This is a genomic window from Saccharothrix stipae (genome assembly GCF_054781895.1).
The window spans coordinates 43,201-57,580 of record NZ_BAAGTN010000009.1; the positions used below are offsets into that span (position 1 = coordinate 43,201).

Here is a 14,380-nt window from a genome sequence, read left to right on the forward strand (position 1 = left end):
TGCGGGCGCACCCCTGACACCTCCTGTCAGCGGTCTGGCAGACTTCGCGGGGTGCGTGCCGGTCGGCTGCTGTCCCTGCTCCTGTCGTTGCAGAACCGGGGCCTGATGAGCGCCGCGCAACTGGCCGCAGAGCTGGGCGTCACCGCCCGGACCGTCTACCGCGACGTCGAGGCCCTCGCCGCGGCGGGTGTGCCGATCTACGCCGAGCACGGCCCCCGCGGCGGTTACCGGCTCATGGACGGCTACCGCACCCGGCTGACCGGGCTGACCGCCGACGAGGCCGGGTCGCTGTTCCTGACCGGCCTGCCCCAGCCCGCCGCCGAACTGGGCCTCGGCGCGCAGGTGGCCGCCGCGGAGCTCAAGCTGATGGCGGCGCTGCCGACCGCGTACCGGGAGGCCTCGACGCGCATCCGGCAGCGCTTCCACCTCGACACGCCCGGCTGGTACCGGGAGCCCGACGCGGTGCCGCACCTGCTCGCCGCGGCCGAGGCGCTGTGGCAGGACCGGGTCGTCGAGGTCCGGTACCGCCGCTGGTCGCCCGAACCCGGTGTGGTCACCCGGCGGCTGCACCCGCTGGGACTCGTCCTCAAGGCCGGGGTGTGGTACTTGATCGCGGGCGGGCGGGGCGAGCCGCGCACCTACCGCGTCTCGGCGGTCGAGGAGCTGCGGGCGTTGCCGGAGACGTTCACCCGGCCCGACGGGTTCGACCTGGTCGGGTTCTGGCGCACCCACGTCGAGCGGTACGAACGGGCCGGTACCGCCGAGCACGCGGTCGTGCGCCTGTCCCCGGCGGGCGTCGCCGCGCTGCCCGACGTCCTCGGCCCGAAGGCCGCCCGGGAGGTGCCGGCCTCGTTCGGACCACCGGACGCGGACGGGTGGCGGCGGGCCACCCTGCCCCTGGAGGGCGTGACCCACGCCGCCGCCGGGCTGCTGCGGCTCGGCGCGGACGTCCAGGTGCTCGGCCCGGAGCCGTTGGTCGCCCACATGACCGCCACGGTGCGGGCGATGGCCCGGCTCTACCCGACCGGATAGTCCTCGACCGGCGTGGTCGGGTCGGCGGGCCAGGCGTCGCGGCCGACCAGGTGCAGGACCAGCGCGGCGATGTTCCAGGCGTCGTCCTCGCCCCGGTGGTGCCTGCCCTCCAACGGCAGCCCGGCGACGGCCAGCGCCTGCGCCATGCCCGGCCGCTTGCGCAGGCCGTGCGCCTGTGTGAAGACGAGCTTCGCGTTCCAGTGCCGCCGCCCGAACGGGTAGCGCACACCGGCCGCCCGGCACTGCCGGGTGAACTGCTTGCGGTCGTAGTCGCCCCAGCTCGCCCACGGCCGCGTGCCCGCCTCGTGCTCGACCGCCAACAGCCGGCACGCCTCGGCGAAGTCCACCCCGGTGTCCACCTCGGCCTGCGTCAACCCCGTCAGCTCCGTGCAGAACGGGCTGACTGACGACCGCCGCGGCCGGACCAGGACCCGGTGCCTGCCGAGCCGCTCGCCCGCGGCCAGGTCGACCGGGGTGAGCCCGATCTCGATGATCTCGCTCACCTGGCCGGGCGGCGGGTTGCCCTCCCAGCAGGTCGCCTCGACGTCGACCACGTTCACCAGTTCCACCCGCACGAGGGTAGGGATCACACCGTGACCTGGCTCTCGGTTTTCGCCGCCGGGCGCCCCGAGCCGCCACCAGCGCCGATGAGGCACACTTGTGCCGACGAAGGCACCACCGAGGAGGAACCGTGGCCAAGGCCCGCCCCGAGCGCATCGACCCGCACTGGCCGGAGCCGCCGGCCGACGGCAAGTACGCGGTGTCCGAGCTGGCCAGCGACGTGCAGGGCGCGTTGTCCCCGTTCGGCACGGTCACCTTCCCGCTGCCGGTCGAGGAGCTGGGCTACCACCACCCCGTGACCGAGATCAACCGCTAGGCCGGATGCGCGCGACCGTCGAGTCGCGCGCGTTCCGCAAATCCGTGCGGACTAGGCTCGACCCCCTCTTGAGCTGTGCTGTTCTGGGAGGTTCGATGCCGGTCCCCGGCCCTGGGTACTCGATCACCGTTCGGCTGGAGGCCCCGCCGTCGGCGTCGGCCGCCGGCGACCTGACCTCGGCCGTGGGTCGAGCCGGTGGCGTGATCACCGCGTTCGACGTGGTCGAGTCGCACACCGACCGGGTGATCATCGACCTCACCTGCAACGCGCTGTCGGCCAACCACGCCAAGGACATCACCGACACCCTGGAGCTGCTGCCCGGGATCGTGGTCCGCAAGGTGTCCGACCGGACGTTCCTGGTCCACCTGGGCGGCAAGATCGAGATCGCGTCCAAGGTGCCGCTGCGCAACCGCGACGACCTCTCCCGCGCCTACACCCCCGGCGTCGCCCGGGTCTGCATGGCCATCGCGGAGAACCCGGACGACGCCCGCCGGCTCACCATCAAGCGCAACACGGTCGCCGTGGTCACCGACGGCTCCGCCGTGCTCGGCCTGGGCAACATCGGCCCCGCCGCCGCCCTGCCGGTGATGGAGGGCAAGGCCGCGCTGTTCAAGAAGTTCGCCGGCGTCGACGCCTGGCCGGTCTGCCTGGACACCCAGGACACCGAGGAGATCATCCGCGCGGTCGAGCTGATCGCGCCGGTCTACGGCGGCATCAACCTGGAGGACATCGCCGCGCCGCGCTGCTTCGAGATCGAGGCGCGGCTGCGGGAGAAGCTGGACATCCCGGTGTTCCACGACGACCAGCACGGCACCGCGATCGTCGTGGTCGGCGCGTTGCGCAACGCCCTGCGCGTGGTCGGCAAGAAGATCTCCGACTGCAAGCTCGTGGTGTGCGGCGTGGGCGCGGCGGGCAGCGCGATCATCCGGCTGCTGCTCAAGCAGGAGCCCGGTGACGTGGTCGCGGTCGACGTCGACGGCATCGTGCACCGCGACCGGCCGGGGTTGGACGACAACCTGAGGTCCATCGCGGCGGCCACCAACAAGGAGAACGTCAGCGGCAGGCTGCACGACGCGCTGGTCGGCGCGGACGTCTTCATCGGCGTGTCCGCGCCGAACCTGTTCGGCGCGGAGCAGGTCGCCACGATGAATTCCGACGCGATCGTGTTCGCCCTGGCCAACCCGGATCCGGAGATCGACCCGATGGAGGCGCAGAAGCACGCCGCCGTCGTGGCCACCGGGCGCAGCGACTTCCCGAACCAGATCAACAACGTGCTGGCGTTCCCGGGCGTGTTCCGGGGGCTGCTCGACGCGCACGCCCGCACGATCACCGACTCGATGCTGATCGCCGCCGCCAACGCGATCGCGGACGTGGTGGACGGCGAACGGCTCAACGCGTCGTTCATCGTGCCGAGCGTCTTCGACACCTCGGTCGCGCCCGCCGTGGCGGAAGCTGTGCGCAAGGCGGCCACGGAGAACGCCTGACCTGGGATGCCCCTAGCATCGGTGCATGAGCAACCAGTTCACCCACCTGGACGCCGCCGGTGCGGCGCGGATGGTCGACGTGTCCGAGAAGGAGCCGACCGCGCGCACGGCCGTGGCGTCCGGGGTGTTGCGCACGACGGACGAGGTGGTGGCGTTGCTGGGCAGCGACGGCCTGCCCAAGGGTGACGCGCTGGCCACCGCCCGGATCGCCGGGATCATGGCGGCCAAGCGGACCTGGGAGCTGGTGCCGCTGTGCCACCCGATCGCGCTGTCGGGGGTGAAGGTGGACCTGGCGCTGGGCGAGGCCGAGGTGCGCATCACCGCGACCGTCCGCACGACGGATCGCACGGGCGTGGAGATGGAGGCGTTGACGGCCGTGTCGGTGGCCGGGCTGACGCTGCACGACATGGTGAAGGCGGTCGACCCGGCGGCGACGCTGGACGCGGTGCGGGTCGAGCGCAAGGAGGGCGGCAAGTCCGGCCTGTGGGAGCGCCCGTGACGGCGGACGCGACGCCGCCCGTGACGGCGCACACGACGCCGGGCACGGCGGCCCGCAGGACCGCGCGGGTGATCACGGCGTCGAACCGGGCGGCCGCGGGTGTGTACGCCGACCGCGGCGGGCCGGTCGTCGTGCAGTGGCTGCGCGAGCGGTCCTACGACGTGCCCGACCCGGTGGTCGTGCCCGACGGCGAGCCGGTGGCCGAGGCGCTGCGGGCGGCCGTGGCGGACGGCGTCGCGGTCGTCATCACGACCGGCGGCACGGGCATCAGCCCCACCGACCGCACCCCCGAGGCGACCCGGTCGGTGCTCGACTTCGAGGTGCCGGGTGTGGCCCACGCCATCCGCGTGTCAGGCTGGCCACGCGTGCCGACGGCCCTGCTGTCGCGCGGGGTGGTGGGCGTCGCCGGCCGCACGCTCGTGGTGAACCTGCCCGGCTCGACCGGCGGGGTGCGCGACGGGCTGGACGTGCTCGCGACCGTGCTGGAGCACGCCGTCGACCAAATGGCCGGAGGTGACCACGCATGACCGAGGTCCTGCGCGCGACCGTCAGCGATCAGCCGCTGTCGGTGGACGAGCACGCCAAGCTCGTGGAACACGCGGCGGCGGGCGCGGTGGTGACGTTCGCCGGGGTGGTGCGCGACCACGACCACGGGCGTTCGGTGCGCGAACTGGAGTACGTCGGGCACCCGACGGCCGCGGCGGTGGTGGCCGAGGTGGTGGCGGACGTGGTGAGTCGGTTCGCCGGCGTGCGCGCCGTCGCCGTGTCCCACCGGGTCGGTCCGCTGGCGATCGGTGACGTGGCGCTGGCCTGCGCCGTGTCCGCCGAGCACCGGGGTGAGGCGTTCGCGGTGTGCTCGGAGCTCGTCGACGAGGTGAAGCGGCGGCTGCCGGTGTGGAAGCGGCAGGTCTTCACCGACGGCACCGACGAGTGGGTCAACATGCCCTGACCCACCAGGGGCGGGGCCTGACCCACGGGAGCGGGCCTAGACGACCGGACCGGGACGACGGGCCCGGACGACCGGACCGGGACGACCGGACCCCGGAAACGGGTTCGGGACCTCGGCCCACCGAGGGGGGTGGTCCGAGGTCCCTGCGCCGTCGTGAGCCGGCTCGCACCGGCTCACAAAGGTCACTTGGTGGCGATCTTGTGACCCGGCAGGATCAAGTCGGCGTTCGGGATGAACTGCTTGTTGAGCTCGTGGAGCTTGGCCCAACCACCCTCGACCTTCAGCTCCTCCGCGATCTTCGACAGGCTGTCGCCCGCCTTGATCTCGTAGTCGCCGTTCGGGTTGGAGGACGGCAGCGCCACGGTCACCGGGGCGGGCGCCTGCTGGACCGGCGCGGACTGCTGGACCGGCGCGGTCTGCTTCGGGGCGGCCTGCTGCACGGGGGCAGGCTTGGCCTTCGCGGGCGCCGGGGCGCCGCCGAGGCCCTTGGGGCCGCAGACGGGCCAGGCGTTGATGCCCTGGGTCTGCATCACGTTCTCGGCCACACGGATCTGCTCCTCGCGGGAAGCCTGGTGGGGCATGCCGGAACCACCGTGGGCGGTCCACGTGGACGGCAGGAACTGCAAGCCGCCGTAGTAGCCGTTGCCGGTGTTGATGCTCCAGTTGCCGCCACTCTCACACGCGGCGACCGTGTCCCAGTTGACGCCGGAACCCTGCGCGTTCGCGGTACCGGCGGCCATGGCCAGCGGGGCGCCCACGATGACGCCGGCGACGGCGACCTTCGCGATGCTCCGGGCGGTGGCACTGGTGGTCGGACGGTGCTTGCCTCGGTAAGAAGCCATTTCCCTCTCTGGCCACCCGCACCTGCACGACCGGCTCGGGTTCGGGCCCGGTACGCCGCTCGGCTTGATCCCTGTCCGGTGGTTGTCTCTCGCTCGGGGGACGTTCCGGGACACCGGTGGACAGGTTCGGTGCGAGGCGTCCCGGTCTAGCTCTGATTGGTCGGGGCCAACCGAGAAGCGACGGTACGTAACCGGGGGCGTCGCGCCAAATGATCGAGCATGTGATGCACGTCACTGTAACGCGGGAGAGTGACGCCCCGAGCGGTGCGTTTAGCCTGCTCAGGGCACCGTTATCGGTCTGTTTCCGTTCCGAGATTCACCGAGATCAATCACCGTCAGTGAGGTCTAGCTCACGTGTTAATACGCAAGAGTGGAGAAGGATCAGCCGCCGGCGAAGGGCGGCAACACGTCCAGTTGTGATCCGGGCAACACGGGCGTGTCATGATCACGAACGGCCACACCGTCGAGGAGGAAGCTGCACGCGGGCAGCACGCGGGTCAACCTTTCACCGTGTCGGTGGCGCACCGCCTCGATCGCGACCCCCACCGTGGCCGCCTCGCCGGACAGCTCGAAGCTCTCGTCGGGCACCCCGACCGCCGCACGCGCGCCCGCGAAGTACCTCACCGTCAGCCGCAACTCACCCTCCGATCGCGCTCATGGGCCGGTCGGGCTGGCTGAACCCGGCGGCGTTGATGCCGTGCCCGGCCGCCTTGGCCCACGAGTTGCCCCGCCACGCCCGCGCGACGTCCTCGTCCGACGCGCCACCGCGCAGCAAACCCCTCAGGTCCGTCTCCGACTGGCTGAACAGGCAGTTGCGCACCTGGCCGTCCGCGGTGAGCCTGGTCCGGTCGCACGCCGCGCAGAACGGCCGCGTCACCGACGCGATCACACCCACCACGGCCGGGCCGCCGTCCACCAGCCACCGCTCGGCCGGCGCGCCGCCGCGCTCGCCCGGCTCCGGCGTGAGCGTGAACTCGGCGCCCAGGGCGGCCAGGATCTCCTCGGCGGTCACCATGTCGTCGCGGTTCCAGCCGTGCTGCGGGTCCAGCGGCATCTGCTCGATGAACCGCAGCTGGTAGCCGTGGTCCAGGCAGTGGCGCAGCAGCGGCACGGCCTCGTCCTCGTTCACGCCGCGCATCAGCACCGTGTTCACCTTGACCGGCGTCAACCCGGCATCGCGCGCCGCGGCCAGGCCCTCGAACACGTCCGACAGCCTGTTCCGCCTGGTCAGCGCGAGGAACCGGGCCGGGTCGAGGGTGTCGAGCGAGACGTTCACCCGGTCGAGGCCCGCGGCCACCAGCCCGGCGGCGCGCCGGGCCAGGGTCAACCCGTTCGTGGTCATCGAGATGCGCGGCCTGGGGTCGAGCGCCGCGGTCGCCGCGATCACCTCGTCCAGCCCGGGGCGCAGCAGCGGCTCGCCGCCGGTGAACCGGACGTCGGTCACGCCGAGGCGGGTCACCGCGATGCCGATGAGCCGGGTGAGCTCCTGGTCGGACAGCAGGTCCGGCTTCGGCAGCCAGTCCAGGCCCTCGGCGGGCATGCAGTAGGTGCAGCGCAGGTTGCAGCGGTCCGTCAAGGACACGCGCAGGTCGTTGGCGACCCGGCCGAACCGGTCCACGAGCAGCGGAGAGTCCGGCCGCTCGGAGGTGTCCGGGTTGCCGCGCACGACGGGTAGCCCCAACTCGACAGCTGTCACCCCTACCAGGGTAATCGGCCGACACTTGTGGGTGCTCTCGAAACGGGCGCGGCGGCGGGCGGTGAGTTGGACGACGGCGGGCCGTGGGGTGGACGACGGTGCCGAACCCGTTGGGCGGAACGCTAAGTTGCCTGTCATGACCAGTGAGCACGAGGTGCCCGCCGACGTGCTGGAGCGGTTCAGCGCCTACGCGCGGGAGACCAGCGCGCTCACCGTCCTGTTCCACACCAGGGTGGCCGAGCAGATGGGCCTGTCGCCCACCGACGAGAAGTGCCTCGACCTGGCCATGCGCGCGGACGGCCCGATCACCGCCGGTCGGATCGCCGAGCTGTCCGGGCTCTCCACCGGCGCGGTGACCGGCGTGATCGACCGGCTCGAGCGCGCCGGGTACGTGCGGCGGGTCCGCGACCCGCACGACCGGCGCAAGGTGCTGGTCGAGGTGACCCTGCCGGACGAGGACAAGCTCGCCGACCTGTTCACCGGGGCCCAGGAGACGCTGCGCGAGGTGCTGGGGCGCTTCACCCCGCAGGAGCGGGACGTGCTGGAGCGGTACAACCAGGCGTTGATCGAGACGTTCCGCCGGCGCGTGATCGAGGCCTGAGCCGGCAGCATGTCGCCCATGGCCGCTCAGTGGAACTACCTGATGGACATGGACGGCGTGCTCGTGCACGAGGAGCACCCGATCCCGGGGTCGAGCGAGTTCGTCGCCGAGCTGACCGCGAACGACATCCCGTTCATGGTGCTCACGAACAACTCCATCTACACCCAGCGCGACCTGCGGGCCCGCCTGGCCCGCACGGGCCTGGAGGTGCCGGAGGCCGCGATCTGGACCTCCGCGCTGGCCACCGCGAAGTTCCTCGACTCGCAGCGGCCGGGCGGTTCGGCGTACGTGATCGGGGAGGCCGGCCTGACCACGGCGCTGCACGAGATCGGGTACGTGCTGACCGACCGCGACCCGGACTACGTGGTGCTCGGCGAGACCCGCACCTACAGCTTCACCGCGATCACCAAGGCGATCCGGCTGGTGGAGGAGGGCGCGCGGTTCATCGCGACCAACCCGGACGCCACCGGCCCGTCCCGCGAGGGCTCGCTGCCGGCCACCGGCTCGATCGCCGCCCTGATCGAGCGGGCGTCCGGGCGCGCGCCTTATTACGTGGGCAAGCCCAACCCGTTGATGATGCGGTCGGCGCTGCGCGCGTTGGGTGCGCACTCCGAGCACACGCTGATGATCGGGGACCGGATGGACACCGACGTGCGGTCCGGCCTGGAGGCCGGGTTGCGCACGATCCTGGTGCTCACCGGCATCTCGGCGGAGTCGACGGCCGAGCTGTACCCGTACCGGCCCACGCGGGTGGTCAAGTCGATCGCGGACCTGGTCGGCAACTCGGCCAACCCGTTCCCCGACGAGTTGCCGGACCTGGGCTGAGGCGGCCGGACCTGGGCTGGGCTGCGGGGACGTCGGATTGTCGGTGGGCGGGGCTAGCGTGGCCGGCCATGGGCATGGATCACGTGGCGGTCGTCGAGGAGTACAGCGAGGCGTTCACCGAGGCGGTGGAGGGCAACCTGGGCGCGCCGGTGCCCAGCTGCCCGGGCTGGACGGTGGACGACCTGGTCGCGCACCTGGCCGAGGTGCAGGCGTGGTGGACCGCGGTCGTGCTGGCGAAGGGCGCGTACCCGGACGAGGAGGCGGCGCGGCGGGCCGCCGACACCGGGCCGGACCGGGTCGAGGGCTGGCGGGAGATCAGCGCCCGCTACGCCGCCGTGCAGCGGGAGTACCTGCGTGCCGCGGGGCCGGACGCGCCGGTGTGGGTGTGGTGGAACGACCAGGAGCGGGACACGGCGGCGGCCCTGGCGTCCCGGCAGGCCCACGAGGCGGTCGTGCACTGCTGGGACGCGCAGCGGGCGGCGGGCGCGGTGAAGTCGATCCCGGCCGAGTTGGCGGCGGACGGGGTGGACGAGTTCCTGGAGCGCTTCCTGCACGGTTCGGCGTGGGAGGGCGGATCGGCGGTGCTGGAGTTGGCGGCGACCGACACCGGTGCCCGGTGGTGGTTGGGCACGGACGGGACGGTGAAGCCCCGGCGGCTGCCGGAGGGGGAGGGGACGGCGGACGCGCGGGTGACGGGGACGGCCGAGCAGTTGTACCTGCTGTTGTGGCGGCGGCTGGGGGTGGCGGAGGTGACGGTCACGGGTGATGACGCCGCGGTCGTCGCGCTGCTGGGTTGGCCGAACCTGGACTGACCGGCGGTGGGAGCGGGTCGGACCTGACTCACCCTCGTGGGGGAGCTGCGGCCGAAGCGACCGGGGCGGGGGCTGATCGACTTTTGCGCACCACACCTCCGCGTCGCTTATCGTCGCAGGTGTGGAAAGACCGCTCTTCGTGGTTGGCGACGTGCACGGGCACCTCGCCGAGCTGACCCGCGCCCTGCACGCCTCGGGCCTGGTCGACGCCGACGGTGACTGGTCCGGCGGCGACGCGGAGCTGTGGTTCCTCGGCGACTTCGTCGACCGCGGCCCCGACGGCGTCGGGGTGATCGAGTTCGTGATGCGGCTGGGTGAGCAGAGCGGCGGCCAGGTCGACGCCCTCATCGGCAACCACGAGGTGCTGCTCCTGGGCATGCACCGGTTCGGCGACCGCAACGTGCCCGGCGCGCCGACACCGCGCAGCTTCGCCCGCAGCTGGCTGCTCAACGGCGGCCTGCGCAGCGACCAGGACCGCCTCACCGACGCCCACATCGAGTGGCTGACCACCCGCCCGGCGCTCATCGAGGTCGACGGCCACCTGCTGATGCACTCCGACACGCTCGCCTACCTGGAGTGGGGCGACACGATCGACGAGGTCAACCAGGCGGTCCGCGAGGTGCTCCACGGCGACGACCTGGAGCACTGGTGGGAGTGCTGGCGCAAGATGACGACCCGCTACGCCTTCCGCGGCCCGGACGGCGCGGTGGTGGCGGACGAGCTGCTCGACGTGCTCGGCGGCCACGAGGTGGTGCACGGGCACAGCGTCATCGCCGACCAGCTCGGCGTGGCGCCGCAGGAGATCGACGGCCCGCTGCGGTACGCCGACGGCAAGGTGCTGGCGGTCGACGCGGGCCTGTACAGCGGCGGCCCGTGCCTGGTCGTCCAACTGGTTGCGGACCATTCGGAGTAGGCGCAGCATGGCTTCACCCGCAAGGAGGAACGCCATGCTCACAGCAACCCGGACCACCACGATCCTGCCCGTGTCCGACCCGGACCGGGCCTCGCACTTCTACGCCGACCTGCTGGGCCTCAACCCGCTCGGCGGCACCGACGACGGCACCCGCCTGTTCGAGCTCGGGCGCGGCGACGCGCTGGGCCTGATGCCCGCCGAGGAGGGCGCGCAGTCCGCTCACACCGTGCTCAGCTTCGAGGTCGACGACCTCGGCGCCGAGATGGGCGAGCTCGAACGGCGGGGCATCCGGTTCGAGGACTACGACCTGCCCGAGTTGAAGACCGTCGACCACGTGGCCGTGTTCGGCACGGAGAAGGCGGCGTGGTTCCACGACAGCGAGGGGAACGTGCTGTGCCTGCACGAGGTGACCGGCTGAGGTTGTGGAGGTGACCGGTCGGTAGGCGGGTCGGGGTCAGGGGAGGGTCACGATTTCCTTGCCCAGCGGCATCAGCGACACCGGCACCATCTTGAAGTTCGCCACGCCCAGCGGGATGCCGATGATCGTCACGCACAGCAGCACGCCGGTGACGACGTGGCCGATGGCCAGCCAGATCCCCGCGACGATGATCCACACGACGTTGCCGAGCAGCGACGGCGCACCGGCGCCCGGCCGGTCCACGACCGTGCGCCCGAACGGCCACAGCGCGTAGTTCGCGATGCGGAACGACGCCAGCCCCCACGGGATGGTGATGATCAGCACGCAGCAGATCACGCCGGCGACCACGTACCCGACGGCCAGCCAGAAGCCGCTCAGGACCAGCCAGATCAGGTTCAGGATGAGCCTCACGAGGCCATCTTGCCCGATTAAGCTGCCGACCCGTGTCGAACAAACTCCGTTGGGGTGTCGTGGCGACCGGCGGCATCGCCGACGTCGTCACCGGCGACCTCCGCCTGCTGCCCGACGTCGAGGTGCTCGCGGTGTCGTCGCGCGCGCTGCCCAAGGCCGAGGGCTTCGCGGCCAAGCACGGGATCCCGCGCGCCTACGGCGACTACGCGGACCTGCTGGCCGACCCGGACGTGGACGTCGTCTACGTGGCGACGCCGCACGTCCAGCACCACGAGGTGACCCGTGCGGCGTTGCTGGCGGGCAAGCACGTGCTGTGCGAGAAGCCCGCCACGCTGACGCTGCCGGACCTCCAGGACGTGGTGGACCTCGCGCGTGAGCGCGGGCTGTTCTTCATGGAGGCCATCTGGACCCGGTTCAACCCGCTCATCGTCCGGATGTCCGAGCTGATCGGCGAGGGCGCGATCGGGGAGGTCCGGTCGGTTCGGGCCGACTTCGGCTTCACCCTGGAGCACGACCCGGCGCACCGGCTGTGGAACAAGGCGCTGGGCGGCGGGTCGTTGTTCGACCTGGGCATCTACCCGGTGTCGTTCGCGCACCTGGTGCTGGGCGAGCCGGCGACGGTCCGGGCGCACGGCCGGATGGTCGACGGCGTGGACGCCGAGGTCGGCATGCTGCTCGGCTACGAGGGCGGCGCGCACGCGCTGCTGGGGTCGTCGCTGGTCAGCCCGCTGAAGTCGGGGGCGGTCGTGTACGGCACGAGTGGTCTGGTCGAGCTGCCGGAAGCGTTGTACAACCCGAGCCGGATCGTGGTGAACGGGGTGGAGCACCGGCACGAGCAGGAGGGTGCCGGGTACGTGCCGCAGTTGCGCGAGGTGGTGCGGCGGGTGCTGGCGGGTGAGACGGAGAGCCCGTCGATGCGGCACGAGGAGTCGTTGGCGATCCTGCGCACGTTGCTCAGGGCGGCGGAAGAGGTCGGGTTGACGTATGAGGACGTCAAGCCCTAGCGAGAGGTCAAGCCCCGGTGAGGGTGGGTTCTAGCTTTTGAGCAGGGCTTCCGTCACGTGCACCACTGATTCGACGCGGCGGTTGCCCGGGGTGAGCAGGTGGCTCAACGCCACTCGCACGATCGTGTCCGCGATCAGGTGCACGCGCGCGTCGGGCAGTGCGGGCCAGTGCCGGCGGATGTGCTGGGCGAACACCGAGGTGGCCAGCGTGAGCACCGGCTTCCCCCTGGTGGTCAGCAGCGGGAGCATGTCCTCGGCGTTCGCGCCGTCGAGGACGGACTTGGCCAGCGGGTCCCGGGCGGCCAGGTCGAACGCGAACGTGATGCCCCGCCGTAAGCCGTCCAGGGGATCGGGCGTGCCGACCAGCCGCTCGCGGATGCCGTGCACGAACTCGGCCGTCTTGTGCAGCGCCACGGCCTGCACGAGCCGTTCCTTGTTGCCGAACTCGTTGTACACGGTCTGCCTGCTCACGCCCGCCTTGGCGGCCACCTCGGCCATGCGCAGGCCGCGTGAGCCGTGCGCCGCGATCAGCTCCGCCGCCTCGTCGAGCAGGGCCCGGGTGAGTTCCGTCACGGCGCAAAGCTTGGCACAGCGCATAGGGTGCGATCCGTGCCGCTGACCGTGGGCTTCGACCTGGACATGACCTTGATCGACCCCCGGCCCGGCATGGCGGCGGTGATGGACGCGGTGGCGGCGGAGAGCGGCTACCCGTTGGACGGCGCGCACTTCGCGGCCAACCTCGGCCCGCCCCTGGACATGATCTACCGCGACTTCGGCGTGCCGGAGGCCGACATCCCGGTGTTGATCGCCCGGTTCCGGGAGCTGTACCCGGACGTCGTCATCCCCGCCACGGTCGCCCTGCCGGGCGCGGCGCAAGCGCTTGCGGTGGTGCGTGAGCTGGGCGGGACGACGATCGTGGTGACCGGCAAGTACCGGGCCAACGCGGCGCTGCACCTGGCCGCGTTCGACTGGGAGGTCGACCACCTGTTCGGCGAGCTGTGGTCGATCGGCAAGGCGGAGGCGTTGAAGGCGCACGACGCGGCGGTGTACGTGGGCGACCACGTGGGTGACGTGCGTGGGGCCAAGGCGGCCGGCGCGGTGTCGGTCGCCGTGGTGAGCGGGCCGTGCGACGCGGAGGAGCTGGCGGCCGAGGGCGCGGACGTGGTGCTGCCGGACCTGACGGAGTTCCCGGGGTGGTTGCGGGCGAACGCGGAGCGGCTCAGCGGCGGGGGCGGGGCCGGGCGTCCCTGACGGCGCTGAACACGCCCAGCGCGAGACCGGCCGGCGCGAGCAGCCAGCCGGCGGCGAACACCCAGGCGGGCAGGCCGCGTTCGCCGACGATGAACATCGCGACGATGGCGGCCACGCCGAGAGCGAACAACGCCACGGCTGCCGGCATCAACTTCCGGGTGGACATGCGGTGAAGCGTAGTCGCGCGATCGGAGGTGCCCCCGCTGTGGTGTTCTGGATAGTCTGGTGGGACGCGCCCTGGGCACGCCCCGGGCGCGTTCGTCGTGTGAACGCTTAAGGATTGGTGAGAACGGTGCCGACCGGCAAGGTCAAGTGGTACGACTCGGAGAAGGGCTTCGGCTTCGTCACACAGGACGGTGGCGAAGACGTATACGTGCGGAAATCCGCGCTGCCTCCGGGTGTCGAGGGCTTGAAGGCCGGTCAGCGGATCGAGTTCGGGATGGCCGAGGGCAGGCGCGGTCCGCAGGCGCTGTCGGTCCGGCTGATCGACCCGGCGCCCTCGGTGGCGGAGGCGCGCCGCCGGCCCGCGGAGGAGCTGCACGGCTTGATCGAGGACATGATCAAGTTGTTGGAGCTGAAGGTGCAGCCCGACCTGCGGCGGGGGCGGTATCCGGATCGGAAGAACACGAAGTTGATCGCTGATGTGGTTCGGGCGGTGGCGCGGGAGCTCGATCCGTAGGGCTTGGTGGTGGGTCGTCGGGGGTGGGGTGGTTGCGCTCTCGGGTCCGGCTCGATTTGACATGGGGCCCTTACGGGCACCCCAGGC

21 protein-coding genes are annotated in these 14,380 nt (G+C 71.8%); 14 read left to right on the top strand and 7 right to left on the bottom strand.

The features are described 5' to 3' along the window. Window positions 1-51: 51 nt before the first annotated feature. A complete protein-coding gene (locus ACYVLT_RS23205) occupies window positions 52-1,032 on the top strand; it encodes a helix-turn-helix transcriptional regulator (RefSeq protein WP_461122309.1) in 981 nt (326 codons plus the stop codon). On the opposite strand, the gene ACYVLT_RS23210 is transcribed toward ACYVLT_RS23205, so the two are convergent. Beyond that, window positions 1,017-1,601: a 3'-5' exonuclease gene (locus ACYVLT_RS23210; RefSeq protein ID WP_461122310.1), complete on the bottom strand. Its 585-nt coding sequence runs from the start codon at window positions 1,599-1,601 to the stop codon at window positions 1,017-1,019. The genes ACYVLT_RS23205 and ACYVLT_RS23210 overlap by 16 nt on opposite strands. Before the next feature lie 122 nt (window positions 1,602-1,723). On the opposite strand from ACYVLT_RS23210, the gene ACYVLT_RS23215 reads away from it, so the two are divergent. The 5 genes from ACYVLT_RS23215 to ACYVLT_RS23235 all read left to right on the top strand — a co-directional run bounded on the left by ACYVLT_RS23215 (window position 1,724) and on the right by ACYVLT_RS23235 (window position 4,841). Continuing rightward, the gene (locus tag ACYVLT_RS23215) at window positions 1,724-1,909 is read left to right on the top strand and encodes a hypothetical protein (RefSeq protein WP_360462333.1); all 186 of its coding nucleotides are present in this window, start codon (window positions 1,724-1,726) and stop codon (window positions 1,907-1,909) included. A gap of 95 nt (window positions 1,910-2,004) precedes the next feature. Next, window positions 2,005-3,393 (top strand): malic enzyme-like NAD(P)-binding protein, encoded by a 1,389-nt coding sequence (locus tag ACYVLT_RS23220; RefSeq protein WP_461122311.1) that lies wholly within the window; start codon window positions 2,005-2,007, stop codon window positions 3,391-3,393. A gap of 25 nt (window positions 3,394-3,418) precedes the next feature. Next, window positions 3,419-3,892: a cyclic pyranopterin monophosphate synthase MoaC gene (gene moaC / locus ACYVLT_RS23225; RefSeq protein ID WP_461122312.1), complete on the top strand. Its 474-nt coding sequence runs from the start codon at window positions 3,419-3,421 to the stop codon at window positions 3,890-3,892. After that, on the top strand, window positions 3,889-4,419 hold the full coding sequence (locus tag ACYVLT_RS23230) for a MogA/MoaB family molybdenum cofactor biosynthesis protein (RefSeq protein ID WP_461122313.1): 531 nt from the start codon (window positions 3,889-3,891) through the stop codon (window positions 4,417-4,419). Before moaC ends, ACYVLT_RS23230 begins: the two co-directional genes overlap by 4 nt. Then, window positions 4,416-4,841 (top strand): molybdenum cofactor biosynthesis protein MoaE, encoded by a 426-nt coding sequence (locus ACYVLT_RS23235; RefSeq protein WP_461122314.1) that lies wholly within the window; start codon window positions 4,416-4,418, stop codon window positions 4,839-4,841. Before ACYVLT_RS23230 ends, ACYVLT_RS23235 begins: the two co-directional genes overlap by 4 nt. Window positions 4,842-5,023: 182 nt before the next feature. On the opposite strand, the gene ACYVLT_RS23240 is transcribed toward ACYVLT_RS23235, so the two are convergent. From ACYVLT_RS23240 to moaA, 3 genes are all read right to left on the bottom strand, one after another. Beyond that, window positions 5,024-5,683, bottom strand: coding sequence for a transglycosylase family protein (locus ACYVLT_RS23240; protein ID WP_461122315.1), 660 nt, complete (start codon window positions 5,681-5,683; stop codon window positions 5,024-5,026). A 381-nt stretch (window positions 5,684-6,064) separates the two neighbouring features. Continuing rightward, window positions 6,065-6,319: a MoaD/ThiS family protein gene (locus tag ACYVLT_RS23245; protein WP_461122316.1), complete on the bottom strand. Its 255-nt coding sequence runs from the start codon at window positions 6,317-6,319 to the stop codon at window positions 6,065-6,067. A gap of 1 nt (window position 6,320) precedes the next feature. Then, entirely contained in the window at window positions 6,321-7,379 is a 1,059-nt protein-coding gene (gene moaA, locus ACYVLT_RS23250; protein ID WP_461122317.1) for a GTP 3',8-cyclase MoaA, read from the bottom strand. Window positions 7,380-7,515: 136 nt separating this feature from the next. Between moaA and ACYVLT_RS23255 the strand changes: the two genes are divergently transcribed. The 5 genes from ACYVLT_RS23255 to ACYVLT_RS23275 all read left to right on the top strand — a co-directional run bounded on the left by ACYVLT_RS23255 (window position 7,516) and on the right by ACYVLT_RS23275 (window position 10,948). Then, window positions 7,516-7,980 carry a MarR family winged helix-turn-helix transcriptional regulator gene (locus ACYVLT_RS23255; protein WP_461122318.1) on the top strand — a complete coding sequence of 155 codons (465 nt, stop codon included), beginning with the start codon at window positions 7,516-7,518 and terminating at the stop codon, window positions 7,978-7,980. Window positions 7,981-7,998: 18 nt separating this feature from the next. Continuing rightward, complete coding sequence (locus ACYVLT_RS23260) at window positions 7,999-8,805, top strand: HAD-IIA family hydrolase (protein WP_461122319.1); 807 nt, start codon at window positions 7,999-8,001, stop codon at window positions 8,803-8,805. A gap of 68 nt (window positions 8,806-8,873) precedes the next feature. Next, window positions 8,874-9,617 (top strand): maleylpyruvate isomerase family mycothiol-dependent enzyme, encoded by a 744-nt coding sequence (locus tag ACYVLT_RS23265; RefSeq protein ID WP_461122320.1) that lies wholly within the window; start codon window positions 8,874-8,876, stop codon window positions 9,615-9,617. A gap of 121 nt (window positions 9,618-9,738) precedes the next feature. Next, window positions 9,739-10,530 carry a metallophosphoesterase gene (locus ACYVLT_RS23270; RefSeq protein ID WP_461122321.1) on the top strand — a complete coding sequence of 264 codons (792 nt, stop codon included), beginning with the start codon at window positions 9,739-9,741 and terminating at the stop codon, window positions 10,528-10,530. Between the two features lie 34 nt (window positions 10,531-10,564). Further along, window positions 10,565-10,948 (top strand): VOC family protein, encoded by a 384-nt coding sequence (locus ACYVLT_RS23275; RefSeq protein ID WP_461122322.1) that lies wholly within the window; start codon window positions 10,565-10,567, stop codon window positions 10,946-10,948. Window positions 10,949-10,984: 36 nt separating this feature from the next. On the opposite strand, the gene ACYVLT_RS23280 is transcribed toward ACYVLT_RS23275, so the two are convergent. After that, window positions 10,985-11,359 carry a YccF domain-containing protein gene (locus ACYVLT_RS23280; protein WP_461122323.1) on the bottom strand — a complete coding sequence of 125 codons (375 nt, stop codon included), beginning with the start codon at window positions 11,357-11,359 and terminating at the stop codon, window positions 10,985-10,987. 32 nt (window positions 11,360-11,391) lie between these two features. On the opposite strand from ACYVLT_RS23280, the gene ACYVLT_RS23285 reads away from it, so the two are divergent. After that, on the top strand, window positions 11,392-12,363 hold the full coding sequence (locus tag ACYVLT_RS23285) for a Gfo/Idh/MocA family protein (RefSeq protein WP_461122324.1): 972 nt from the start codon (window positions 11,392-11,394) through the stop codon (window positions 12,361-12,363). A gap of 30 nt (window positions 12,364-12,393) precedes the next feature. On the opposite strand, the gene ACYVLT_RS23290 is transcribed toward ACYVLT_RS23285, so the two are convergent. Next, on the bottom strand, window positions 12,394-12,936 hold the full coding sequence (locus ACYVLT_RS23290; protein WP_461122325.1) for a TetR family transcriptional regulator: 543 nt from the start codon (window positions 12,934-12,936) through the stop codon (window positions 12,394-12,396). Between the two features lie 36 nt (window positions 12,937-12,972). On the opposite strand from ACYVLT_RS23290, the gene ACYVLT_RS23295 reads away from it, so the two are divergent. Then, window positions 12,973-13,614: an HAD family hydrolase gene (locus ACYVLT_RS23295; RefSeq protein ID WP_461122326.1), complete on the top strand. Its 642-nt coding sequence runs from the start codon at window positions 12,973-12,975 to the stop codon at window positions 13,612-13,614. Here the strand turns inward: ACYVLT_RS23295 and ACYVLT_RS23300 are convergent. Further along, the gene (locus ACYVLT_RS23300) at window positions 13,583-13,780 is read right to left on the bottom strand and encodes a hypothetical protein (RefSeq protein WP_461122327.1); all 198 of its coding nucleotides are present in this window, start codon (window positions 13,778-13,780) and stop codon (window positions 13,583-13,585) included. The genes ACYVLT_RS23295 and ACYVLT_RS23300 overlap by 32 nt on opposite strands. Window positions 13,781-13,906: 126 nt before the next feature. On the opposite strand from ACYVLT_RS23300, the gene ACYVLT_RS23305 reads away from it, so the two are divergent. Next, window positions 13,907-14,293, top strand: coding sequence for a cold-shock protein (locus tag ACYVLT_RS23305; protein WP_461122783.1), 387 nt, complete (start codon window positions 13,907-13,909; stop codon window positions 14,291-14,293). The last annotated feature ends 87 nt before the right edge of the window (window positions 14,294-14,380 follow it).